Origin of the sequence: Citrobacter sp. CK195 (assembly GCF_030333365.1) — a bacterium.
GTDB classification, from domain to species: Bacteria; Pseudomonadota; Gammaproteobacteria; order Enterobacterales; family Enterobacteriaceae; genus Citrobacter_B; species Citrobacter_B koseri.
In genome coordinates, this window is record NZ_JAOWGB010000025.1 from 211489 (window position 1) to 235958 (window position 24470).

21 protein-coding genes, 1 pseudogene and 1 riboswitch are annotated in these 24470 nt (G+C 55.1%); of the genes and pseudogenes, 13 read left to right on the forward strand and 9 right to left on the reverse strand.

The window, feature by feature from the left end; genetic code table 11:
* The first annotated feature begins 71 nt into the window (after positions 1-71).
* Positions 72-890: an undecaprenyl-diphosphate phosphatase gene (bacA, locus tag OGX93_RS15225; RefSeq protein ID WP_012135186.1), complete on the forward strand. Its 819-nt coding sequence runs from the start codon at positions 72-74 to the stop codon at positions 888-890.
* A gap of 385 nt (positions 891-1275) precedes the next feature.
* Here bacA and OGX93_RS22370 read toward each other — a convergent pair.
* The 3 genes and pseudogenes from OGX93_RS22370 to OGX93_RS15235 all read right to left on the reverse strand — a co-directional run.
* Positions 1276-1389, reverse strand: a pseudogene (locus tag OGX93_RS22370) (hypothetical protein); the annotation flags it as partial.
* Positions 1385-2626 carry a multifunctional CCA addition/repair protein gene (locus OGX93_RS15230; RefSeq protein WP_286449068.1) on the reverse strand — a complete coding sequence of 414 codons (1242 nt, stop codon included), beginning with the start codon at positions 2624-2626 and terminating at the stop codon, positions 1385-1387. The gene OGX93_RS15230 and the pseudogene OGX93_RS22370, both read right to left, overlap by 5 nt.
* Before the next feature lie 63 nt (positions 2627-2689).
* Positions 2690-3310, reverse strand: a complete 621-nt coding sequence (locus OGX93_RS15235) for a TIGR04211 family SH3 domain-containing protein (protein WP_012135182.1) — start codon at positions 3308-3310, stop codon at positions 2690-2692.
* A 241-nt stretch (positions 3311-3551) separates the two neighbouring features.
* Between OGX93_RS15235 and OGX93_RS15240 the strand changes: the two genes are divergently transcribed.
* The 4 genes from OGX93_RS15240 (at position 3552) to glgS (ending at position 9706) form a co-directional block, all read left to right on the forward strand.
* Positions 3552-4853, forward strand: coding sequence for a CYTH domain-containing protein (locus tag OGX93_RS15240; RefSeq protein ID WP_286449067.1), 1302 nt, complete (start codon positions 3552-3554; stop codon positions 4851-4853).
* 135 nt (positions 4854-4988) lie between these two features.
* Entirely contained in the window at positions 4989-7829 is a 2841-nt protein-coding gene (glnE, locus tag OGX93_RS15245) for a bifunctional [glutamate--ammonia ligase]-adenylyl-L-tyrosine phosphorylase/[glutamate--ammonia-ligase] adenylyltransferase (RefSeq protein ID WP_286449066.1), read from the forward strand.
* Positions 7830-7888: 59 nt separating this feature from the next.
* The gene (gene hldE / locus OGX93_RS15250; RefSeq protein ID WP_012135177.1) at positions 7889-9322 is read left to right on the forward strand and encodes a bifunctional D-glycero-beta-D-manno-heptose-7-phosphate kinase/D-glycero-beta-D-manno-heptose 1-phosphate adenylyltransferase HldE; all 1434 of its coding nucleotides are present in this window, start codon (positions 7889-7891) and stop codon (positions 9320-9322) included.
* A gap of 174 nt (positions 9323-9496) precedes the next feature.
* The gene (glgS, locus tag OGX93_RS15255) at positions 9497-9706 is read left to right on the forward strand and encodes a cell surface composition regulator GlgS (RefSeq protein ID WP_012135175.1); all 210 of its coding nucleotides are present in this window, start codon (positions 9497-9499) and stop codon (positions 9704-9706) included.
* Between the two features lie 34 nt (positions 9707-9740).
* On the opposite strand, the gene ubiK is transcribed toward glgS, so the two are convergent.
* Positions 9741-10037 carry a ubiquinone biosynthesis accessory factor UbiK gene (gene ubiK / locus OGX93_RS15260; protein ID WP_024130961.1) on the reverse strand — a complete coding sequence of 99 codons (297 nt, stop codon included), beginning with the start codon at positions 10035-10037 and terminating at the stop codon, positions 9741-9743.
* Positions 10038-10169: 132 nt separating this feature from the next.
* Positions 10170-10375, forward strand: a riboswitch (FMN riboswitch).
* Positions 10376-10480: 105 nt separating this feature from the next.
* Here ubiK and ribB point away from each other — a divergent pair.
* The gene (gene ribB / locus OGX93_RS15265) at positions 10481-11134 is read left to right on the forward strand and encodes a 3,4-dihydroxy-2-butanone-4-phosphate synthase (protein WP_286449064.1); all 654 of its coding nucleotides are present in this window, start codon (positions 10481-10483) and stop codon (positions 11132-11134) included.
* Positions 11135-11623: 489 nt separating this feature from the next.
* Here ribB and zupT read toward each other — a convergent pair whose 3' ends face one another.
* Entirely contained in the window at positions 11624-12397 is a 774-nt protein-coding gene (zupT, locus tag OGX93_RS15275; protein ID WP_024130960.1) for a zinc transporter ZupT, read from the reverse strand.
* Between the two features lie 141 nt (positions 12398-12538).
* Between zupT and ygiD the strand changes: the two genes are divergently transcribed.
* Complete coding sequence (gene ygiD, locus OGX93_RS15280; protein WP_286449062.1) at positions 12539-13327, forward strand: 4,5-DOPA-extradiol-dioxygenase; 789 nt, start codon at positions 12539-12541, stop codon at positions 13325-13327.
* An 85-nt stretch (positions 13328-13412) separates the two neighbouring features.
* Here ygiD and OGX93_RS15285 read toward each other — a convergent pair whose 3' ends face one another.
* From OGX93_RS15285 to tolC, 3 genes are all read right to left on the reverse strand, one after another.
* Positions 13413-14573, reverse strand: a complete 1161-nt coding sequence (locus OGX93_RS15285) for a glutathionylspermidine synthase family protein (RefSeq protein WP_012135169.1) — start codon at positions 14571-14573, stop codon at positions 13413-13415.
* 5 nt (positions 14574-14578) lie between these two features.
* Complete coding sequence (locus tag OGX93_RS15290) at positions 14579-15247, reverse strand: DUF1190 family protein (protein WP_012135168.1); 669 nt, start codon at positions 15245-15247, stop codon at positions 14579-14581.
* Positions 15248-15462: 215 nt separating this feature from the next.
* Entirely contained in the window at positions 15463-16932 is a 1470-nt protein-coding gene (tolC, locus tag OGX93_RS15295; protein WP_012135166.1) for an outer membrane channel protein TolC, read from the reverse strand.
* Positions 16933-17131: 199 nt separating this feature from the next.
* Here tolC and nudF point away from each other — a divergent pair, with 199 nt between their 5' ends.
* The 5 genes from nudF to parE are packed head-to-tail and all read left to right on the forward strand — an operon-like array spanning position 17132 to position 21537.
* Entirely contained in the window at positions 17132-17764 is a 633-nt protein-coding gene (nudF, locus tag OGX93_RS15300; RefSeq protein WP_286449061.1) for an ADP-ribose diphosphatase, read from the forward strand.
* Entirely contained in the window at positions 17761-18183 is a 423-nt protein-coding gene (locus OGX93_RS15305; RefSeq protein ID WP_012135164.1) for a DUF1249 family protein, read from the forward strand. The genes nudF and OGX93_RS15305 overlap by 4 nt, the downstream gene beginning before the upstream one ends.
* Before the next feature lie 24 nt (positions 18184-18207).
* Complete coding sequence (gene cpdA / locus OGX93_RS15310) at positions 18208-19035, forward strand: 3',5'-cyclic-AMP phosphodiesterase (protein WP_112001543.1); 828 nt, start codon at positions 18208-18210, stop codon at positions 19033-19035.
* Complete coding sequence (yqiA, locus tag OGX93_RS15315) at positions 19035-19616, forward strand: esterase YqiA (RefSeq protein WP_012135162.1); 582 nt, start codon at positions 19035-19037, stop codon at positions 19614-19616. The genes cpdA and yqiA overlap by 1 nt, the downstream gene beginning before the upstream one ends.
* 28 nt (positions 19617-19644) lie before the next feature.
* A complete protein-coding gene (parE, locus tag OGX93_RS15320; RefSeq protein WP_012135161.1) occupies positions 19645-21537 on the forward strand; it encodes a DNA topoisomerase IV subunit B in 1893 nt (630 codons plus the stop codon).
* Positions 21538-21612: 75 nt separating this feature from the next.
* Here the strand turns inward: parE and OGX93_RS15325 are convergent, their stop codons facing one another.
* Entirely contained in the window at positions 21613-22464 is an 852-nt protein-coding gene (locus OGX93_RS15325; protein WP_012135160.1) for a helix-turn-helix transcriptional regulator, read from the reverse strand.
* A 165-nt stretch (positions 22465-22629) separates the two neighbouring features.
* On the opposite strand from OGX93_RS15325, the gene OGX93_RS15330 reads away from it, so the two are divergent.
* A complete protein-coding gene (locus OGX93_RS15330; RefSeq protein WP_286449060.1) occupies positions 22630-24450 on the forward strand; it encodes a DUF2264 domain-containing protein in 1821 nt (606 codons plus the stop codon).
* Positions 24451-24470: the final 20 nt, after the last annotated feature.

Consider the following 24470-nt stretch of genomic DNA (forward strand, 5'->3'; position numbering starts at 1 on the left):
AACGGCGATATATGGGTCTTAAAGCTGGAGTCATAACTGCTGTTCGTTTTTTTTGATTTAGGGGTTTATTGATGAGCGATATACACTCGCTGCTGGTGGCGGCAATTTTGGGTGTGGTCGAAGGATTGACGGAGTTTTTGCCCGTCTCCAGCACGGGCCATATGATCATTGTCGGTCACCTGTTGGGTTTTGAAGGCGATACGGCAGAGACGTTTGAGGTGGTAATTCAGCTGGGATCGATCCTGGCGGTGGTGGTGATGTTCTGGCGGCGTTTGTTCGGCCTGATCGGCATTCACTTTGGCAAACAACCGCATGAAGGCACCGGAAAAGGACGCCTGACGTTAGGGCATATTGTGCTGGGGATGATCCCGGCCGTGGTGCTGGGCCTGGTGTTCCATGACACCATTAAGTCTTTGTTTAATCCCGTCAACGTGATGTATGCGCTGGTCGTGGGCGGTCTGCTGCTGATTGCCGCGGAATGCCTGAAGCCGAAAGAGCCGCGCGCGCCGGGCCTGGACGATATGACGTATCGTCAGGCGTTTATGATTGGCTGCTTCCAGTGTCTGGCGCTGTGGCCGGGCTTTTCCCGTTCCGGCGCGACCATTTCCGGTGGGATGTTGATGGGGGTGAGTCGCTATGCCGCATCGGAATTCTCATTCCTGCTGGCCGTTCCGATGATGATGGGCGCGACGGCGTTGGATCTCTACAAGAGCTGGTCGTTCCTGACGGTGGAAGATATCCCCATGTTCGCCGTGGGATTTGTGACTGCGTTCATTGTGGCGCTGATCGCCATCAAAACCTTCCTGCAATTGATTAAGCGTATCTCGTTCATTCCGTTTGCGATTTACCGCTTTATCGTGGCTGCTGCGGTCTACGTTGTTTTCTTCTGATAACGCTTGATGCCGGATGGCGGCGTTTACGCCTTATCCGGCCTACGGTTCGATTTTGTTGCCGGATGGCGGCGTAAATGCCTTATCCGGCCTACGGTTCGATTTTGATGCTGGATGGGGGTGTAAATGCCTTATCCGACCTACGGTTCGATTTTGTTGCCGGATGGCGGCGCAAATGCCTTATCCGGCCTACGGCTCGATTTTAATGCCGGATGGTGGCGCAAATGCCTTATCCGGCCTACGGTTCGATTTTGATGCCGGATGGCGGCGCAAATGCCTTATCCGGCCTACGGTTCGATTTTGATGCCGGATGGCGACGTAAATGCCTTATCTGGCTTGCGGTTCGATTTTGTTGCCGGATGGCGGCGCAAATGCCTTATCCGGCCTACGGTTCGATTTTGATGCCGGATGGCGGCACAAATGCCTTATCTGGCTTGCGGTTCGATTTTGTAGGCCGGATAAGCGGAGCGCCATCCGGCAACAAAACGGTGAGCTTACGCCTCGGGTTTCGGGCAACGCCGTTCCTTCCAGTTAGCCACCGCTGCAATTCGCCGTCTGGTGAGTTCTTCGCGGATCTCCGCGCCTTTAAAGCCTGCCTCCACCACCTCTTTTGTCGGCACCGCCTGCGCGACCAGCCACGCTTCGCGCAGCCAGCGACCTTGCGGATAGTCAGACGCCTCAAAACCGGTACGACCGCGCACGTCGGCCTCGCTGGTCAGGGCGATTTGCTCTACGCGCTGCGGCTTACGCCAGGCGTCAATCGAATCGAACAGCTTCACGATCGTTTTCGGCTGCAAAATCGGGAAGGTATGGATGAGATCGTGGAATTCCGCCACCAGTTTGGCTAAATCCCGAATCTCATTCGGCACACGCAGACGCTGGCATAACTGCTCGACCAGCTTTACGCCTGCCGGGCCGTGACCATGATGGCGCGGCCAGAGCGCTTTGGGCGTCAACCCTTTGCCAAGGTCGTGACAGAGCGTGGCGAAACGCACATCAACGTTCGGGCTGAGCATGGCGGCCATTGATAACGTCATCAATGTGTGGATGCCGGTATCGATTTCCGGGTGCCACTTTGCCGGAGCCGGAACGCCAAACAGCGCGTCCACTTCCGGGAACAGAACGCGTAGCGCGCCGCAGTCGCGCAGCGCCTGAAAGAAAACCTGCGGATTGCGCGTGGTTAAGGCGTTCTCGGTCTCCTTCCATACGCGCTCCGGCGTGAGGTGTTCCAGTTCGCCTGCGGCGGTCATGTCGCGCATCAACGCCAGGGTTTCATCAGCGATGCGGAAACTGAGGTGCGCGTAGCGGGCGGCAAAACGCGCCACGCGCAACACGCGCAGCGGATCTTCGCTAAAGGCGGGGGAAACATGGCGCAGCAGGCGATTGTCCAGATCGCGACGCCCCTGATAGGGGTCGACGATATGGCCGTCGTCATCCTGCGCGAGGGCATTAATGGTGAGGTCGCGACGTTGCAGGTCTTCTTCCAGCGTCACGTCCGGCGCGGCATAGCAGGTAAAGCCGGTATAGCCTGAACCGGATTTACGCTCGGTGCGCGCCAGCGCATACTCTTCACGCGTTTGCGGATGAAGAAACACGGGAAAATCGCGGCCTACCTGCTGGTAGCCCGCGTCAAGCATCTCCTGCGGCGTGGCGCCAACCACCACCCAATCTTTATCTTTGACCGGTAGCCCTAACAACGCATCCCGAACAGCACCACCGACCAGATAAATCTTCACGCCACTTTCCCTTCCTGAAAAAATCATCCCTTAATCATATGTCAGTGCGGCAGAGAAGGCGATTTAGTTCATCCAGCGGTCTTTGCGTTTACGGCTTGGGATCATGTGCGGGAGAACCAGGCCGAGCAGCAGGCCGAGCCCCAGCACGCCGCCGCCATACATGAACCACTGCATAATGATGGTGCGCTGCTTGTCATCAAGTTGCAGATTGGCGGCGCTGACTTTCTTCTGCGCCACGATCAGCTCGTTTTTCAGCTTCTGGTTTTCTTCTTTCAACCCGTTAATCACGCTGTCGCTCTGCGACACTTTTTGCTGCATGTCGGCCGTGCGCTGATTCCAGGTGGTATCAATATTGTTCAGCTTGTCGGTCAGCGTCTTAACTTGATTCTCCAGATCCGGTACGCGGATACGCAGACTGGGCGAGCTGTTCAGCTCTTTCATCGGGATCCAGGCAGTACGACCTGTACTGTCTTTCACCTGAGCGTAATTCGTGTTGGCGTCAGTCTGTAATAATGTCACTTCCTCGCCGGCATTCACCGTACCCACGAGGCGATAATTATCTCCCGGACCGCTGCGGACCCAGGTATTCAGTTCGTCAGAGACATAGCGCTTCTCTTCTGCGTGGGAGACGGCAGTGGCGCTAAGTGCAAGTAAAGTTAATCCAATCAGGCGTAATTTTGGCATCAGGCTGTCGTTTTTGTCATAAAAAGTGGAACGATAGTAGTGGCATCAGTGTCTCTACGCAAAGCATTCGACATCAATCGGAATCATCTGTGTCATCTTTGCCACTGTTTTAAACTTTTACGCCCGTCAAATTGCTCGTTGCATGGCAATTTGGCGCAAAATACTATCTACTGACAAAAAAGAACGCGTTAAGTTCGCCGTCATTCTTCCCATATGTGACATAACCCATAAGTACAAGGCAATGGCTCAGGAAATCGAATTAAAGTTTATCGTTAATCACGACGCTGTAGACGCGTTGCGTGACCATCTGCAAACACTCGGCGGCGAGCACCATGCGCCCAGCCAGTTACAGAACATTTACTACGAAACGCCGGACAAGTGGTTGCGTGGCCATGATATGGGTCTGCGCATCCGTGGCGAGAATGGTCGTTATGAAATGACCATGAAAATCGCCGGTCGGGTTACGGGGGGTCTGCATCAACGGCCGGAATACAATGTTGTGCTGAGCGAGCCGACGTTGGATCTCGCACTGCTCCCGCAGGAGGTCTGGCCGAACGGCGAGCTGCCCGCGGATCTCGCTTCACGCGTGCAGCCGCTGTTCAGCACCGATTTTTACCGTGAGAAATGGCTGGTGGACGTTGACGGCAGCCGTATTGAAATCGCGCTCGATCTTGGCGAAGTGAAGGCCGGAGAATGTGCCGAGCCAATTTGCGAGCTGGAGCTGGAACTGTTAAGCGGCGAGACCCGTGCGGTGTTGAAACTGGCAAACCAACTGGTGTCGCAAGCGGGTCTGCGTCAGGGCAGCCTGAGCAAGGCCGCACGGGGATATCATCTGGCGCAGGGGAATGCTCCGCGTGGGATCAGACCTACTGCGGTGCTGAAAGCGCCAGCCAAAGCCAGCATTGAGCAGGGGCTGGAAGCGGCGCTGGAGCTGGCATTGTCGCAATGGCAGTACCATGAAGAGCTGTGGGTGCGTGGAAATGACGCCGCCAAAGCGGATGTACTGGCGGCGATGGGGCTGGTTCGCCATGCGCTGATGCTGTTTGGCGGTATTGTACCGCGTAAAGCAAGCGCTCACTTACGCGATTTGCTGACGCAGTCGGAAGCGACCCTTGTCTCTGAGGTTTCAGCCATTACGGCTATCTATAGCACGCAAACGGCGATGGCTAAACTGGCGCTGACCGAATGGCTGGTCACCAAAGCCTGGCAACCGTTCCTCGACGCCAAAGCGCAGGCGAAAATGGCCGATTCTTTCAAACGCTTTGCCGATATTCACCTGTCGCGCCACGCGGCGGAGCTGAAAGCGACTTTCGGGCAGCCGTTGGGCGATCGGTATCGCGATCAGCTCCCGCGCCTGACCCGCGATATTGACAGCATTTTGCTGCTGGCAGGTTATTACGACGCGAATGCGGTACAGGCCTGGCTGGAGAACTGGCAGGGCCTGCGCCACGCGATTGTGACAGGGCAGCGCATTGAAGTTGAACACTTCCGCAATGAGGCGATCTTCCAGGAGCCGTTCTGGCTGCATAGCGGAAAACGATAACCAGTAACGCCTGATGGCGATGCTGCGCATCTTATCAGGCCTACGGCGCACAGGTTTTGTAGGCCGGATAAGGCGTTACGCCGCCATCCGGCAACACTCATCGGGATTAGTTAGCCATCTGAGGACACACCTTAAATGAAGCCGCTTTCTTCACCGTTACAGCAGCACTGGCAGACCGTGGTTGAGCGGTTACCAGAAATCCTGGCTGAAGCCACGCTTAGCGTTCAGGCGAAGTCAGTACTTACATTTAGTGACTTTGTGCAGGACAGCGTGATTGCGCATCCCGAGTGGCTGACTGAGCTGGAAAGCGCGCCGCCGCAGGCCGATGAGTGGCGGCATTATGCCGCGTGGCTACAGGACGCGTTGGTGCAGGTGACTGATGAAACGGCGCTGATGCGCGAGCTTCGCGTATTCCGTCGCCGCATCATGGTACGTATCGCCTGGGCGCAGGCGCTGTCGCTGGTGGAAGAAGAAAACATTCTGCAACAGCTAAGCCATCTGGCGGAAACGTTGATCGTCGCCGCGCGCGACTGGTTGTATGACGCCTGCTGTCGTGAGTGGGGTACGCCCTGCAACCATGATGGCGTACCTCAACCGTTGCTGATTCTGGGGATGGGAAAACTGGGCGGCGGCGAGCTGAATTTCTCCTCGGATATCGATCTGATCTTCGCCTGGCCGGAGCACGGTTCCACCCGGGGCGGTCGGCGCGAGCTGGATAACGCGCAGTTCTTTACCCGCATGGGGCAGCGTTTGATCAAAGTGCTGGACCAGCCGACGATGGACGGCTTTGTGTACCGGGTGGATATGCGTCTGCGCCCGTTTGGCGACAGTGGCCCGCTGGTGCTGAGTTTTGCCGCGCTGGAAGATTATTACCAGGAACAAGGGCGCGACTGGGAGCGTTATGCGATGGTCAAAGCGCGCATTATGGGCGCTGCCGACAGTGCGTATGTCGATGAACTGCGCGCCATGTTGCGACCTTTCGTGTTCCGCCGCTATATCGATTTCAGCGTGATCCAGTCCCTGCGTAATATGAAAGGGATGATTGCCCGTGAAGTGCGCCGTCGCGGTCTGAAAGACAATATTAAGCTTGGCGCCGGCGGTATTCGTGAAATTGAGTTTATCGTGCAGGTGTTCCAGTTGATTCGCGGCGGACGGGAACCCTCGCTGCAATCTCGCTCATTGCTGCCGACGCTGAGCGCGATTGATGCGCTGCACCTGTTGCCAGAAAATGACGCCGGACAGTTACGCGCGGCCTATCTCTTCCTGCGCCGTCTGGAAAACCTGCTGCAAAGCATCAATGATGAGCAGACCCAGACGCTGCCGGGCGATGAACTGAACCGGGCGCGCCTGGCCTGGGGAATGCGCACGGATGACTGGTCGCAGCTCACCGACATTCTGGCGGCGCACATGGCTAACGTGCGTCGGGTATTTAACGAACTGATTGGCGATGACGAAACTGATACCCAGGAAGATACGCTGTCGGAACACTGGCGCGAGCTGTGGCAGGATGCGCTACAGGAAGATGATACCACGCCGGTGCTGGCGCATCTGTCCGACGACGATCGCGGACGCGTGCTGGCGTTAATCGCCGACTTTCGTAAAGAGCTGGATAAGCGCACCATTGGCCCGCGCGGGCGGCAGGTGCTCGACCATCTGATGCCGCATCTGCTTAGCGACGTGTGCTCGCGCGAAGATGCCTCTGTGCCGCTGTCGCGTATTACGCCGCTGCTGGTAGGGATCGTTACGCGTACCACCTACCTTGAATTACTGAGCGAATTTCCCGGCGCGCTGAAGCACCTGATTTCGCTGTGCGCCGCTTCGCCGATGGTGGCGAGCCAGCTGGCGCGTTATCCGCTGTTGCTCGATGAACTACTGGACCCGAATACGCTGTATCAGCCAACGGCGACCGACGCTTATCGCGATGAGTTACGCCAGTATTTGCTGCGTGTGCCGGAAGATGACGAAGAGCAGCAACTGGAAGCGCTGCGCCAGTTTAAACAAACGCAGCTGTTGCGCATTGCGGCGGCGGATATTGCCGGTACGCTGCCGGTGATGAAGGTCAGCGATCATCTGACCTGGCTGGCGGAGGCCATTATCGACGCTGTTGTCCAGCAGGCGTGGGGGCAAATGGTGGCGCGCTATGGGCAGCCGACGCACCTTGCTGAGCGCACCGGACGCGGGTTTGCGGTGGTGGGTTATGGCAAGCTGGGCGGCTGGGAGCTGGGCTACAGCTCCGATCTTGATCTGATCTTTTTGCACGATTGCCCAATGGACGTGATGACCGACGGCGAGCGTGAAATCGACGGCCGCCAGTTCTACTTACGCCTGGCGCAGCGCATTATGCACCTGTTCAGCACCCGCACCTCTTCCGGTATCTTGTATGAAGTGGACGCGCGGCTGCGCCCGTCCGGCGCGGCGGGAATGCTGGTCACGTCGGCGGAAGCCTTTGCCGATTATCAGAAAAACGAAGCCTGGACATGGGAGCATCAGGCGCTGGTACGCGCCCGTGTGGTTTATGGCGACCCGCAACTGACCTCGCAGTTTGACGCCGTGCGTCGCGATATCATGACCCTCGCTCGCGAAGGCAAAACGTTGCAGACCGAGGTGCGCGAAATGCGCGAGAAAATGCGCGCGCATCTGGGCAACAAGCATCGCGATCGTTTTGATATCAAAGCCGACGAAGGCGGGATCACCGATATTGAATTTATTACCCAATATCTGGTGCTGCGCTATGCACATGAAAAGCCGAAGCTGACGCGCTGGTCCGATAACGTGCGCATTCTGGAACTGCTGGTGCAAAACGACATTATGGATGAACAGGAAGCGCAGGCGCTGACGCAGGCCTATACCACGCTGCGCGATGAGCTTCATCACCTTGCGCTACAGGAGCTTCCTGGGCATGTGGCGCAAGAGTGCTTCAGCAAGGAACGCGCGCTGGTACGGGCAAGCTGGCAGAAGTGGCTGGTTGCCGGGTGAAGTGTGCTATTATCGCGCGCAAATTTTAAGACCCTCAGAGAATCTCTCAGGAGACAGGAATGAAAGTAACGCTGCCAGAGTTTGAACGTGCAGGAGTCATGGTTGTTGGTGATGTGATGCTGGATCGCTACTGGTACGGGCCGACCAGCCGTATTTCCCCCGAAGCGCCGGTGCCCGTTGTCAAAGTGGACACCATTGAAGAACGTCCGGGCGGCGCGGCGAACGTGGCGATGAACATCGCTTCTCTGGGCGCAAATTCGCGTCTGGTGGGTCTGACCGGTATTGACGATGCGGCGCGCGCGCTGAGCAAAACGCTGGCGGATGTGAACGTAAAATGCGACTTCGTTTCTGTGCCTACGCATCCGACGATTACCAAACTGCGTGTACTTTCCCGTAACCAGCAGCTGATTCGCCTGGATTTTGAAGAAGGCTTTGAAGGCGTCGATCCGCTGCCATTGCACGAGCGTATTAACCAGGCGCTGGGCTCAATTGGCGCGCTGGTGTTGTCTGATTACGCCAAAGGCGCGTTGGCCAGCGTTCAGCAGATGATTCAGCTTGCGCGTAAAGCGGGCGTCCCGGTGCTGATCGACCCGAAAGGCACCGATTTCGAACGTTATCGCGGCGCCACGCTGTTGACGCCGAACCTGTCTGAGTTCGAAGCGGTGGCGGGTAAATGTAAAAGTGAAGAAGAGATTGTCGAACGCGGCATGAAGCTGATTGCCGATTTCGAATTTTCTGCGCTGCTGGTGACCCGTTCCGAGCAGGGAATGACGCTGCTGCAACCGGGTAAAGCGCCGCTGCATATGCCGACCCAGGCGCAGGAAGTGTATGACGTTACCGGTGCCGGGGATACGGTGATCGGCGTACTGGCGGCCACATTAGCGGCGGGGAACTCCCTGGAAGAGGCCTGCTATTTCGCGAACGCGGCAGCAGGCGTTGTCGTCGGTAAACTGGGAACATCAACCGTTTCGCCAATCGAACTGGAAAATGCGGTGCGCGGTCGTGCGGATACCGGCTTCGGCGTGATGACGGAAGCCGAACTGAAACAGGCCGTGGCCAGCGCGCGTAAACGCGGCGAGAAAGTGGTCATGACCAACGGTGTTTTTGACATTCTGCATGCCGGACATGTGTCTTACCTGGCGAACGCCCGCAAGCTGGGCGATCGCCTGATCGTCGCGGTGAACAGCGACGCCTCCACCAAACGTCTGAAAGGCGAAACTCGCCCTGTGAATCCGCTGGAACAGCGAATGATCGTGCTGGGTGCGCTGGAGTCCGTTGACTGGGTGGTTTCTTTCGACGAGGACACCCCGCAGCGGCTGATTGCTGGCGTGCTGCCGGATCTGCTGGTGAAAGGCGGTGACTATAAGCCAGAAGAGATTGCCGGTAGCGAAGAAGTCTGGGCCAACGGCGGCGAAGTGCTGGTGCTTAACTTCGAAGACGGTTGTTCGACCACCAATATCATCAAGAAAATCCAGAAAGACAGCGATAAATAACCGCTGAACAGACGGCCCGATACGCACAGCGCCATCGGGCATCTGGCTTGTTCCCAAAGTGTGATGTCAGGCAACTGATATGCGCACTTTTTGCACAACCGTTCAACACATATAAGAGAATACTGAAATTAGAAAAAGCATATGGCCTTAACAGATATTTGATAACTGGAGGGTATGCTGATGAACGACAAGAACGTATATTCGTTAAACAATTTTGATTTTCTGGCGCGCAGTTTCGCCAGGATGCAGGCTGAGGGCCATCCTGTTGATATCCAGGCCGTTACCGGAAATATGGATGAGGCGCACCGCAGCTGGTTTTGCAAACGTTATGCGCTTTACTGCCAACAGGCGACACAGGCTAAGAAGCTAGAACTCGAACACTGAAAATATCAACGGGCCTTACGGCCCGTTGTGGTTTTTACTCTTGCGGATCGACAGGTGGGATGGCGGGCGCAGGTTTAACATCTACAGGTTTCTCACGCGCTTCCAGCTCGCTGAGGCGTTGCTCCAGCAGCGCCAGCTTTTCGCGGGTGCGCAGTAAGACCTGAGTCTGCACGTCAAACTCTTCACGGCTCACCAGATCGAGACGCGTCAGCTGCGATTGCAGCGTCTGACGGATTTTCTTCTCGATATCTTCCCCGAACTCCCGAACCCCTTTCGGCATCGACTCGTGAACCTGACGAGCGAGTTGCTCAATTTTTTTCGGGTCAATCATTGTGGTTTCCCTGAACTGGTAAGTGTCAGAACACATTGTAGTGCGATATGCAGGCGTCATAAACCAGAATTGTGTGTCGCTTAGCGGAGTAAAGGCGTTGATGAAGGTAATCAATAGCGTTATAGTTAACTCGCTTATTCTCAGGGCGGGGCGAAATTCCCCACCGGCGGTAAATCAACGTATGGCCAAAAGATTTCGCGTTGCAGCAATGCAGCAGCGGCGTGAAAGATGAAGGACAGGTTGAAAGCCCGCGAGCGCTTCAGGTGCAAATCTGAAGGTCAGCAGATCCGGTGTAATTCCGGGGCCGACGGTTAAAGTCCGGATGGGAGAGAGTAACGATCCAGTCGGGCATGGGCCCGCTCACGTTATTTTTTTGCCGCTTGTCGGTACTCCTAAGACTGCCCTGATTCTGGTAACCATAATTTTAATGAGGTTTTTTTACCATGAATCAGACGCTACTTTCCTCTTTTGGTACGCCTTTTGAACGTGTGGAACATGCGCTATCCGCGCTGCGTGAAGGACGCGGTGTGATGGTGCTTGACGATGAAGATCGCGAAAACGAAGGCGATATGATTTTCCCGGCCGAGACCATGACCGTTGAGCAGATGGCGCTGACCATTCGCCACGGCAGCGGCATTGTTTGTCTGTGCATCACTGAAGATCGTCGCAAGCAGCTCGATCTGCCGATGATGGTGGAGAACAATACCAGCGCCTACGGCACCGGTTTTACCGTGACCATTGAAGCCGCAAAAGGCGTGACTACCGGCGTTTCTGCCGCAGACCGCGTAACGACCGTTCGCGCAGCCATTGCCGATGGCGCGAAATCTGCCGATCTGCACCGTCCAGGCCACGTTTTCCCGCTGCGCGCGCAGCCGGGTGGCGTTCTGACCCGCGGCGGCCATACTGAAGCCACCATCGATCTGGTGACGCTGGCCGGGTTCAAACCTGCTGGCGTACTGTGCGAGCTGACGAATGACGATGGCACAATGGCGCGCGCGCCGGAATGCATCGCGTTTGCCGGTAAACACAACATGGCAGTAGTGACGATCGAAGATCTGGTGGCTTACCGCCAGGCGCACGAGCGTAAAGCCAGCTAATTCTGTAGGCCTGATAAGCGAAGCGCCATCAGGCGATGAGATGATAATAAAAACCGAAGCCGGTTCGCAGGCTTCGGTTTTTTGTGTTTACAGAGGTCATTAATCCCGCCGTTTATCCCTTATATTTTGCTTTTTTAAACATCCCATCTGTTAATAAAAGCCCAACCTTTTTCTCTATGATCAAAATCATATTCTCGATTTCATACTGTGCCAGTATATAGGGCTACCTCAATATAGGTAGAAAAGGTTTTAACGCTAATTGTTTGGTAATATTAGATTTTAAGGGTAAGAGGATGTTTATCGCCTGGTATTGGCTCGTCTTAATTTTTCTGGTGATCGTAGGGTATTTTTGCCATATGAAACGCTATTGTAAGGCGTTTCGGCAGGACAGAGATGCGCTGCTGGAAATCCACAATAAATTACTTCGTCGCGATGATGAAGAACGCGTTATGACCAAAGAGCAGGAATAAGCGCTTCCTGCTGCCTCTGTTATCCGATTCCCATCGCCTGAAGCACGACAAGACTCAACCCCATCACCGACATTCCACACAGTACGCCGTAGCTGGGATTATTATTAGGGTCGATCTCTTTTGCCAGCGGCATCAGCTCATCAACGGATAATGCCACCATAATTCCCGCGACGGCGGCCATGATGGACGCCATAACGACCGGTGAGATCAGGCTGCCCAGAATAAGCCACGCCATTACACCGCCAAGAATTTCCGCCATCCCGGAGATACCGGCCCAGAAAATTGCTGTCCGTTTTGAACCGGTTGCGGCGTAGACTGGCCCGGCGACCGCTAATCCTTCAGGAATATTGTGCAAGGCGACAGCCAGGGCAATGCCAAAACCCAATTCGAGGTTGCTGCTGGCGGTGACGAAGGTGGCGATACCTTCCGGGAAGTTGTGCAGGCTGATGCCCAGCGTCAGCAGGATGGCGGTGCGTTTTATCGAGCCGGGGAGAGGACGCGCGGTTTTTTGCACTAAATCTTGTGGGTGGGCGTGGGGAAGCAACCTGTCGAGACCGAAATAACCCAGCAAGCCGATAATAAACATACCGTAACCCAGCACCGGAGACATGCCATCCGCCGCCAGCGCGGCTGGCAGCATCTCCATCAGCGAGATCAACAGCATAATGCCTGCGGCGAATCCCAGTGAAAACGCCAGCACGCGGTTGGACGGTTTTTGCCCCAGCACGCCAAGAAACGCGCCAATAAAGGTGGCGGCGCCCGCCAGTAAGGTCAGAATTAAAGGTACTGACATCGACAACTCCTTATGATTCAACTGTCCGAACCTGACCTTCAAAATAACTGATGATCTTCATCATGGTTATCTGAGTTCTTCATCCATCGAAAAAGCGTATTGTGATGATATCAAAATGACTCCCTCAGTAAGGATATCATCATGTCTTCAACACGTATGCCAGCATTGTTTTTAGGTCACGGTAGCCCGATGAACGTTCTGGAAGATAATGTGTATACCCGCGCCTGGCGGCATCTGGGGGATACATTGCCGCGTCCAAAAGCGATTGTCGTTGTTTCGGCGCACTGGTTCACGCGAGGGACGGGCGTGACGGCGATGGAAGCGCCAAAGACGATCCATGATTTTGGCGGCTTTCCTCAGGCATTGTATGACACGTATTATCCTGCGCCCGGTTCGCCGGAACTGGCGCAACATCTGGTTGAGTTGCTGTCGCCGACGCCGGTCGCGCTGGATAAAGAGGCGTGGGGCTTTGATCACGGCTCCTGGGGCGTGTTGATCAAGATGTACCCGAATGCGGATATCCCGATGGTGCAGTTGAGCATCGACAGCACCAAACCGGCGGCCTGGCATTTTGAAACAGGGCGCAAACTGGCGGCGTTGCGGGACGAAGGCATTATGCTGGTCGCCAGTGGCAACGTGGTGCATAACCTGCGCACGGCGCGCTGGCATGGCGAGAATACGCCCTACCCGTGGGCAACGTCATTCAATGAGTATGTGAAAGCGAATCTGACATGGCAGGGGCCGGTAGAACAGCATCCGCTGGTTAATTACCTCGATCATGAAGGAGGATCGCTGTCGAACCCAACGCCGGATCACTATCTGCCGCTGCTGTATGTGTCAGGCGCATGGGATGGCAAAGAGCCGGTGACGATCCCGGTTGACGGCATCGAGATGGGCAGCCTGAGTATGCTGTCGGTACAGGTGGGATGATTAATGCCCGATGGCGCTACGCTTGTCGGGCCTACGGCACGAATTGTAGGCCGGGTAAAGCGGAGCCGCCACCCGGCACAAGAGACTATTCGACAAAGATATGCGGGTAGAAGCGGGACAGATCCTGGGTGATCAACGCCCTGTCTTCGCGAATACCGATCCCGGCTGGTTGATCGTTGATCAACCAGCTGCCAATCAGCATATAGCTGTCGCCAAACTTCGGCAGCGGGCAGAACTGCTGCACAATCATGCCTTCTTCACCGTAAGGGCCTTCCACCGCTTCGATCGTTTTCCCGTTCTCAATGATGGAGACGTTAGCGCCTTCACGCGAGAAGATCGGTTTGACGACGAATTTTTCCATTTGCGGATAATCATCTTCCGCAAAATAAGCCGGCAGCAGGTTAGGGTGATCCGGGAACATTTCCCATAACATTGGGAGCAGCGCTTTATTGGAGATAATGCTCTTCCAGGCCGGTTCCAGCCAGCGAACGCCAGCATCTTCCAGCTTGGTGGAGAACATTTCACGCAGCATAAATTCCCACGGATAGAGCTTAAACAGGTTGGCAATCACCTGATCCTGCAAGTCCGAAAACTGACCTTTTTCACCCAGGCCGATATCTTCAATGTAGAGGAACTCGGTGGCGATTTCAGCTTCGGCGGCGCAGTCCTGTAGATACTGGATTGTCCCGCGATCTTCCACGGTGTCGCGACAGCAGGTGAGGTGCAGCAGTTGGAAGCCATACTGCTCACGCAGCTCGGCGAAGCGTTCGATCAGCTTTTCTTGCAGACTGTTAAACTGATCGCTGCCTTCCGGCAGGTTGCCCGCATTGAGCTGGTCTTCCAGCCAGATCCACTGGAAAAACGCGGCCTCATACAGTGAGGTCGGCGTATCGGCATTATTTTCTAAAAGTTTAGGCTCACCCGTGCCATCCCACGCCAGATCGAGGCGGGAATAGAGTGACGGCTGCTGCGTTTGCCAGGACTGACGTACAAAGCCCCAGGTATGCTTAGGAATGCGAAATTTCGTCATCAGCTCGTCGCTGGCGATCACTTTCTCCACGACCTTAAGGCACATCTGGTGCAGTTCAGCGGTGACGTCTTCCAGCTTCTCAACCTGGTCGAGCGTCAGCTTGTAGTACGCGTCTTCACACCAGTACGGTTCCCCGTACATCGTGTGAAAATTAAAACCGTATTCGGTGGCTTTCTCGCGCCAGTCCGGGCGCTCAGTAATACTGATTCTTTCCATGCGTCTTAGCCGCCCATCGAACGATTCGAGGTGCCGGTGGCGCTACGCTGCATTGTGCTTTGTTTTGCCACTGATTCGCCAAAACCACCACGGGTAACGGTTGTGGTTGTGGCGGGCTTCGGCGCCATCGCGGTTTTCGGTACAGTCATGGTACGGCCAGGCTGTGCGGCGCCGTAGTTCTTGCCGCTGGCGTCGGTGTATTTACCGTAGGCCGGGCTGGCCGGGTTTTTTGAACTGAACAGTGGTTGCTGAGCAAAGCCCGCGCCACCGCCCATCATTCGGCCCATCATATAGCCCGCCATCAGCGGCATCCAGAAGCTGCCGCTGGATTGCGCCTGCGCCTGATTTTCCGGCGCCATGCCTGCCTGAGCCGGCGCCTGCTGGCACTGGCCTTCGCCGAATTCAGCCACGCAGTCTTCACGCGTCGCGTATTTCGGCGCGGTACGTTCCGCTTCTTTCAGGGCATTGTTGAATGCGGTCGTACATTCAGCGTTTTTGCCCGGGTTCGCCGCCGAGCAGTCGTCGGCGTTTTGATACAGCGAAACCGTTTCGTCGCTTTTTTCACAGCCGGCCAGCATAAAGACAGCGGTAACCGCCAGAGCAACCGGAGTAAGATGACGTGCGCTCCAGCTTTTGCGGAACGAGGCGTGATGTATAGATTTTGTCCGTTTCATTTTTGTCTTCCAGGACCCAGTGGTAAACACAATAAATAATGCTCAGGATAGTGGATGGCTGGTCGAAATTGAAGCGAGAAGAGGCGAGAATGCGGCAGAATGGCGGGATCTTTACGTTGCCTTACGTTCAGACAAGGTTTAGCGCCCGGTGGCGCGACGCTTACCCTGCCTGCAATCAGGTAGGCTCAATAAGCGAAGCGCCATCGGGCAATTCATCAGTTACGGAACGGGTTGTTACCGTTGCTGCTGGTGGAACGTGCTGAAGCAGGCTGAACCGTACTGGCATTATAGCCATCCGCCGCTGCATCCTGCTGCGGGGTTTCCGGCGCGACGTTGTCCGGGGATGTCGAGATCGGTTTACCCAGCGCATTGTTCAGCGCCACCAGATCCTGCTCGTTCAACGTACCGAGAGCATTCTTGATGTTCAGCTGGTTAATCAGATAGTTATAACGCGCATTCGCCAGTTGTTGCTTCGCTTCATACAGCGCGGTGGTGGCATCCAGCACGTCAACAATGGTACGCGTACCCACGGAATAACCGGCTTCGTTTGCATCCAAAGAGCTTTGCGCGGAAACAACGGCCTGTTTGTAAGCGTTAATGCTGCTGATAGAAGCATTAATGTTGTTGAAGGAAGAGCGCACGGTCTGCACGACGCTGCGGTGCGCGCTTTCCAGCTGTTCGCTCGCGCCAACAAAGTTGTACTGCGCCTGTTTCACCTGAGAGTTGACCATCCCACCCTGATACAGCGGCAGCGAGAAGCTCAGGCCGATTTTGTTCTGGCCCATATTGCTGTCGTCATACTGCGTGCTGTTATGGGTTTTAGAGCCGCTATAAGAGGTGTCAGACACGCCGGTAGAAGCGGTTAAATCCAGCGTTGGCAGATGACCGTCCTGCGCCTGGCGGATTTGCTCGCGCGCCAGATCCTGGCTCAGACGCGCCTGCAACAGCGTCAGGTTACGGTTTTCGGCCTCTTTCAGCAGCGCGTTAACGGCCTGCGGCTTGTCGGTTTTAAAGTTTGTGACATTCAGCGAAGCCAGTTCCGGGTAGTAGTTACCAGTGACCTGGCGCAGTTCTTCTACGGCGTTATCCAGATTGTTGCGGGCGGTGACTTCGTTCGCCAGCACGGTATCGTATTGTGCACGGGCGTTTTGCACGTCAGTGATAGCGACCAGGCCGACGTTAAAACGCTGGGTGGTTTGATCTAACTGACGATAAACGGCTTCTTTCTGCGCCTGCGTATAAGAGAGAACGTCAATGGCGTTCAGGACTTTAAAGTAGGCGCTCGCCGTATTGAGGATCAGCGTTTGCTGATCGGTCTGGAACGTGACGTCCTGGATACCTGCGGATTTTTCCTGCAACGTCAGCGCGCGCCATTTTGACATATCAAAAAGGGTCTGGGTTAATTGCAGAGAGGCGCTGGTGGCGTTGGAGTTGATGCCATTCGCATCACGATAGCCGTTGCTGTAGGTGTAATCGGCACCTAAACCCAGTTGCGGCAGTAAAGGACTACGCGCTTCGTTAATTTTTTCGAATGCAGCATCGCGATCGGCGGCGGATTTACGCAATTCCGGGTTGCTCAGGCGTGCTTGCTGATAAACTTGCATCAGGTTCTCTGCCTGGCTCAGTGTGCTGAACCCCGTCAGGCTCAGGCCGATAAGGATGGGGAGCAATTTCTTCATTTGCATTCCTTGTTGTGAAGCAGTATTTAGCGCTGATCAAATTGTAAAAATAATTGCTGATTCTAGCAGAATCCGCCACTGCAAAAAGTTGGCGTTACGTGCCATCCGGCGTTAATTTGCACCAATTTATCACAAGGTCGCTGAAACGGCAGTCAAACGCCCTTGAAATTCACATTTTAATCACTATTGGTACCAGGACAGCACAATGTATAAACCAGACAACTCGCCAATGACTTTCTCCAAAAACGATGTAGAAATTATTGCACGAGAAACGCTATATCGCGGTTTTTTTTCACTGGATCTCTATCGTTTCCGCCACCGCCTGTTCAACGGTGAAATGAGCGGTGAAGTGAAACGCGAAATTTTTGAGCGCGGCCACGCCGCAGTGTTGCTACCCTTTGACCCTGAGCGCGACGAAATTGTACTGGTCGAACAGATTCGTATCGCGGCGTATGACACCAGCGAGACGCCGTGGTTGCTGGAAATGGTCGCCGGGATGATCGAAGAGGGCGAAACCGTTGAGGAGGTCGCTCGTCGCGAAGCAATGGAAGAGGCCGGACTTGAGGTCAAACGGACGAAACCGGTCATGAGTTACCTGGCAAGCCCCGGCGGCACCAGCGAGCGTCTTTCTATTTTAGTGGGCGAAGTGGATGCCACGACCGCAAACGGGATTCATGGTCTGGCCGATGAAAACGAAGATATTCGTGTTCATGTGGTAAGTCGGGAGCAGGCTTACCAGTGGGTAGAAGAGGGGAAAATCGACAACGCGGCTTCTGTCATCGCTTTGCAATGGCTGCAACTGCACTATCAAGAGTTAAAACACGAGTGGAAAAAATGAAGCGTTACACACCTGACTTCCCTGAAATGATGCGCCTGTGCGAAACTAATTTTTCGCAATTGCGCCGCCTGTTGCCGCGCAATGACGCACCCGGCGAAACAGTAAGCTATCAGGTGGCCAACGCGCAATATCGGTTAACGATCGTTGAATCGACCCGATACACTACGCTTGTTGCGATCGAGCAGACGGCGCCAGCCATTACGTACTGGAGCCTGCCGTCACTTACGGTGCGCCTGTACCATGACGCGATGGTGGCCGAAGTGTGTTCAAGTCAGCAGATCTTTCGCTTCAAAGCGCGGTATGATTATCCAAATAAAAAGTTGCATCAACGCGACGAAAAGCATCAAATTAATCAGTTTCTGGCCGACTGGCTGCGTTACTGTTTAGCACATGGAGCGATGGCGATTCCGGTTTATTAGCGTCGTGAAACCTAAGGACACCATTTGGAAAGCCTGTTAACCCTTCCTCTGGCTGGTGAGGCCAGAGTCAGGATCTTACAAATTACCGATACTCACCTGTTTGCCGAAAAACATGAAACGCTGCTGGGCGTGAATACCTGGGAAAGTTACCAGGCGGTGCTGGATGCGATTCATGCCGGGCAGCACGAATACGATCTGATCGTGGCGACAGGTGATTTAGCGCAGGATCAAACGGCTGCGGCCTATCAGCACTTTGCTGAAGGTATCGCAAGCTTTCGTGCGCCTTGCGTTTGGTTGCCGGGTAACCATGACTTTCAGCCCGCGATGTACAGCGCGTTGCAGGAAGCGGGGATCTCCCCGGCCAAACGCGTGTTTATCGGCGATCAATGGCAAATCTTGCTGCTGGATAGCCAGGTTTTTGGCGTACCGCATGGTGAATTGAGCGACTTTCAGCTTGAATGGCTGGAGCGTAAACTTGCCGATGCGCCGGAGCGCCACACCTTGCTGCTTCTGCATCACCATCCATTGCCTTCGGGATGCAGCTGGCTGGATCAGCACAGCCTGCGTAACGCGGCCGAACTGGACAGCGTGCTGGCGAACTATCCTCGCGTCAAATACCTGTTGTGCGGTCATATTCATCAGGAGCTGGATCTTGACTGGAATGGCCGCCGCCTGCTGGCGACGCCGTCCACCTGCGTCCAGTTCAAGCCACACTGCGCGAACTTCACGCTGGACACGATAGGGCCAGGCTGGCGGACGCTGGAACTGTACGCCGGGGGTTCTCTGGAAACGCAAGTGCATCGTCTGCCGGGGACTCAATTCCGACCCGATACCGCTTCGGAAGGATACTGATGTCTACGCTTCTTTATCTGCATGGGTTTAATAGCTCTCCGCGTTCGGCAAAGGCATGTCAGCTTAAAAGCTGGCTGGCGGAGCGCCACCCTCATGTTGAGATGATCGTGCCGCAACTGCCGCCGTATCCTGCCGATGCGGCAGAGTTGCTGGAATCTATCGTGCTTGAACACGGTGGAGCGCCGCTCGGCGTCGTTGGATCGTCGCTGGGCGGCTATTACGCCACCTGGCTGTCGCAGTGTTTTATGTTGCCTGCGGTGGTGGTGAACCCGGCGGTGCGGCCGTTTGAACTGTTGACCGACTACCTCGGTCAGAACGAGAACCCCTACACCGGGCAGCAATATGTGCTAGAGTCTCGCCATATTTACGATCTTAAAGTCATGCAGATTGACCCGCTGGAAGCGCCGGATTTGATCTGGTTGCTGCAACAGACGGGGGATGAAGTGTTGGACTACCGCCAGGCGGTGGCGTATTACGCCTCCTGCCGCCAGACCGTTATCGAGGGCGGAAACCATGCATTCACGGGCTTCGAAGATTATTTCAACCAGATTGTCGATTTCCTTGGACTGCACAGTTTCTGACAATCAATTCGAATTGCTAATTTAAATCATGACGCAAACTTATAACGCTGATGCCATTGAGGTACTCACTGGGCTAGAGCCGGTACGCCGCCGCCCGGGGATGTACACCGATACAACCCGCCCGAACCATCTTGGGCAGGAAGTGATTGATAACAGTGTGGATGAAGCACTGGCGGGTCACGCAAAACGCGTGGATGTGATTTTACATGCCGATCAGTCACTGGAAGTGATTGATGATGGCCGTGGGATGCCAGTGGATATCCACCCGGAAGAGGGCGTTCCGGCGGTTGAACTGATCCTCTGCCGACTGCATGCGGGCGGTAAGTTCTCCAACAAGAACTACCAGTTCTCCGGCGGTCTGCACGGGGTGGGGATTTCCGTCGTCAACGCCTTGTCAAAACGCGTGGAAGTCACCGTGCGTCGTGATGCTCAGGTCTATAGCATCGCCTTTGAAAACGGCGAGAAAGTGCAGGATCTTCAGGTTGTCGGGACATGCGGTAAACGTAATACCGGCACCAGCGTTCACTTCTGGCCGGATGAAACCTTTTTCGACAGCCCGCGTTTTTCCGTCTCTCGCTTAACCCATATCCTGAAAGCGAAAGCGGTGCTGTGCCCTGGCGTTGAAATCACCTTTAAAGATGAGGTCAACAATAGCGAGCAGCGCTGGTGCTATCAGGATGGCCTGAACGACTATCTGGGCGAAGCGGTTAACGGCCTGCCGACCCTTCCTGAAAAACCGTTTATCGGTAATTTTGCCGGTGATACGGAAGCCGTAGACTGGGCGCTGCTGTGGCTGCCGGAAGGCGGCGAGCTGCTGACCGAAAGCTACGTTAACCTGATACCGACGATGCAGGGCGGCACTCATGTGAACGGGCTGCGCCAGGGTCTGCTGGACGCGATGCGTGAATTCTGCGAATACCGCAATATTCTGCCGCGCGGCGTGAAGCTGTCTGCGGAAGATATCTGGGATCGCTGCGCTTACGTGCTCTCGGTGAAGATGCAGGACCCGCAGTTCGCCGGGCAGACCAAAGAGCGTCTCTCTTCGCGCCAGTGTGCGGCGTTTGTGTCGGGCGTGGTGAAAGACGCCTTCAGCCTGTGGCTGAATCAGAACGTTCAGTCTGCGGAGCTGCTGGCGGAGATGGCCATTTCCAGCGCCCAGCGTCGACTGCGCGCGGCGAAGAAAGTGGTGCGCAAAAAGCTGACCAGCGGCCCGGCGCTGCCGGGTAAACTGGCGGACTGTACCGCGCAGGATCTCAATCGTACCGAACTGTTCCTCGTGGAAGGGGACTCGGCGGGCGGTTCCGCCAAGCAGGCGCGCGATCGTGAATATCAGGCGATCATGCCGCTGAAAGGTAAGATCCTCAACACCTGGGAAGTCTCTTCCGATGAAGTGCTGGCATCGCAGGAAGTACACGATATTTCTGTGGCGATCGGCATCGATCCAGACAGCGACGATCTGAGCCAACTGCGTTACGGCAAGATCTGTATCCTGGCGGATGCGGACTCCGATGGTCTGCACATCGCCACGCTGCTCTGCGCCCTGTTTGTGAAGCACTTCCGCACGCTGGTGAAGCACGGGCACGTCTACGTTGCGCTGCCGCCGTTGTACCGTATCGATCTCGGCAAAGAGGTCTACTATGCGCTGACGGAAGAAGAGAAAGCGGGCGTGCTGGAACAGTTGAAGCGTAAGAAAGGCAAGCCGAACGTGCAGCGCTTTAAAGGTCTGGGTGAAATGAACCCGATGCAGCTGCGTGAAACCACGCTCGATCCGAACACCCGTCGCCTGGTGCAGCTCACTATCAGCGACGAAGACGATCAGCGTACCAACGCCATGATGGATATGCTGCTGGCGAAGAAACGCTCCGAAGACCGCCGCAACTGGTTGCAGGAAAAAGGCGATATGGCGGATCTCGACGCGTAATCGACCATTGAATGCCTTATCCGGCCTACGCTCGCATTGTGCCCGTAGGCCGGATAAGCGAAGCGTCATCCGGCGTTACTGTCTATGCCGCTTGCGATACTGTAACGGCGTTTCGCCAATCCCTTTGCCAAAGGCGCTAATAAAGTACGTCACGTCTGAAAACCCCACCTGTCGGGCAATCTCCCGCACACTCTCCTCGCTGTGTAACAACGCTTCGCAGGCTTTGCGTAACCGAAGGGTATTGAGATAATTGAGGATGCTTTCACCGGTTTCAAAATGAAAGCGCCGGGAAATGTAGCTTTTTGATTTTCCTGACTCTTCTGCCAGCTCGCTGAGGCTGAATTTACGGGTGTAATTCTCATCCAGCCAGAACATCACCTGGCTTGCTATTCCGGTGCCAATCTCCGTCATATTGACGTTATCTTCGGGCAACAGGCTAAATAAACTCAATAACAGGCAGGAAATCTGTTCGGCATTAAGCGGCTTGAGCGCTGCCATTTTCTCGTAACGGCTGAAGAGAAAATCAACGTGCGGGTGAATATCCGCCACATCGAATACTCTGGCCTCGCCGCCACGTACGGTCAGACTTTGCAGACGCTGTTGATTAAGCGGAAAATCGCGCAGCACTTTCAGTACCGCATGCTGATCGAGGTGAATAATGGTTCGGCGGTAGTGGTCTTGCGCCTGCTCATCCACCATGATTTTATGCAGGGTAAAGGGTGGGAAAAAGAACAATCGACCTGGCCGCATGGTGTATTGCTGGTGATCGACGATCACCACGCCAAATCCTTCCTCCACATACAGCACCTCCAGACACTGATGCCAGTGGTGATAGCGAACCGAGTTAGCAAATAATCGACTAAATGACGCAATGGCGTCATTGAGCGCGATCAGTTCCAGATGTTCCTGAGATGAGGGTGCATTCATAGTGCAACAGATTTAAATTTTTGCCGCTGAATTCTGGTTTATAAACCTTGTTTTTAAATTTTTTCAATCACTGTTTTATTTTAATTCTATTGGTGTGATTGAGATAACATTTCCGCTTGTCGGCGATTCACTATCCTTTAGCCACTTAATTCAGAGGGGCAGAGTATGTGGTCGGCAACTGAAGAAAAATCAAATCCATTGTCATTCCGTGAAGACGTAATCAGCGCCGTCACAACGATGCTGAGCGCGCTGGATAAACAGTTTCCCGCAGGGGCGGCGCAGTTTTCACTGGGTGACACCTGCGCGCACTACAGTGTGGATATCGCCTGCATGGAAGGGCTCTCCAGAGCGTTATGGGGTCTGTTTCCTCTGATGGCTGGCGGCGCTGAGGTGCCGTTTGCTGATAAGTATATTCAGGCGATTAAACTCGGCACCGATCCACTCAGTCCGCACTACTGGGGCGATACCGACCCCTACGATCAGCGTCTGGTTGAGATGGCCGTCTACGGTCTCGGCCTGGCGTTGCTGCAAACGCGTTTAACCGACAAGTTCAGCGAAACGGAACTGGCGAATCTTCATCGCTGGCTAAACCAGATCACCGACGCGCAAATGCCGGACAGCAACTGGAACTACTTTGCGATTATCGTCCAGTTGGGTTTCAAACGTGCCGGGCTGCCGTTCGATCAGGCGGTGATCGACAGCCGTTTTACGATGATGGAAGCGTACTACCTGGGTGACGGCTGGTATGCCGATGGCCCCGGTCGCCCAAAAGATTACTACATCTCAATGGCTTTCCATTTTTACGGGCTGCTGTACGCCACGCTGAACCCGGAAGATGCTGCCCGTGCCGCCACCCTGCGCGAACGCGCTCGCCTGTTTGCCGCTGATTTTATCTACATGTCGGCAGCAGATGGCGCATCCGTACCGTTTGGCCGCAGTCTGACCTATCGCTTTGCGATGGTCGCGTTCTGGAGTGCGGCGGCGTTTGCTGAGCTGGATGTCTTCTCGCCGGGCGTGATTAAAGGGGTGATCCTGCGGCATCTGCGCTGGTGGCAGCAGCAGCCGATCGTTGATCGTGACGGCATTCTGACGCTGGGGTTTGCTTATCCGAATCTGGCGATGTGTGAAGATTACAACTCGCCTGGCTCCCCTTACTGGGCGCTGAAGGTCTTTTTGATCCTCGCCTTGCCGGACGATCACGCCTTCTGGCAGGCCGAAGAGCTCCCGCTGCCGCAATGCGCAGAAAAACACGTTATTCCCCATGCCGCACAAATTTTGCAGCACAGCGAAAATTCAGACCATGTCACGATGCTGACTTCGGGCCAGCTTGAACTGAATAACTACGTTAACACCGAAGCGAAATACACGAAGTTTGCCTACTCCAGCCGTTTTGGTTTCACCATTGAACGCGGACGCTATGGCCTTAAACATGCGGCGTGCGACTCCATGCTGCTGCTGGCGGATGGCGACAACTATTTCCGTGGCCGCCGTCGCTGCGACGAAGTGCGGGTCGATGAGAATTTTATTTTTTCCCGCTGGTCTCCGTGGCATGACGTCACTGTCGAGACCTGGCTGGCGCCCTTCGGCGAGTGGCATCTCCGCCTGCACCGCATCCACAGCGCGCGAACGTTGCAAACCGTGGAAGGCGGCTTTGCGGTGATGAAAACGGCGCATCAGCTCAGTGAGCGCGGATGCTACCTGGCGGCGGAGAATGGATGCAGCACGATCGTCGATCTGTCGCCCGCGCTGGCCCGCCAGCCGGACAGCATTATTACTCCGCCGAACAGCAGCATTATGTTTGCACAATGCGCCGCGATTCCACTGCTTACCGCAGAAATTGCACAGGGCGAAAGCTGGCTGTGTTGCGCGGTTTCTGCTTCCGGGCAACAGAAAAAATATACGGCAATTCCGCAACTGCAAATAAACGATAACCAGGTGGTTATTCGCGAACCAGAAAGCGCACGCCAGTTATCGTTCTTTTTATAAAACTCTGGCCCCTACACGTT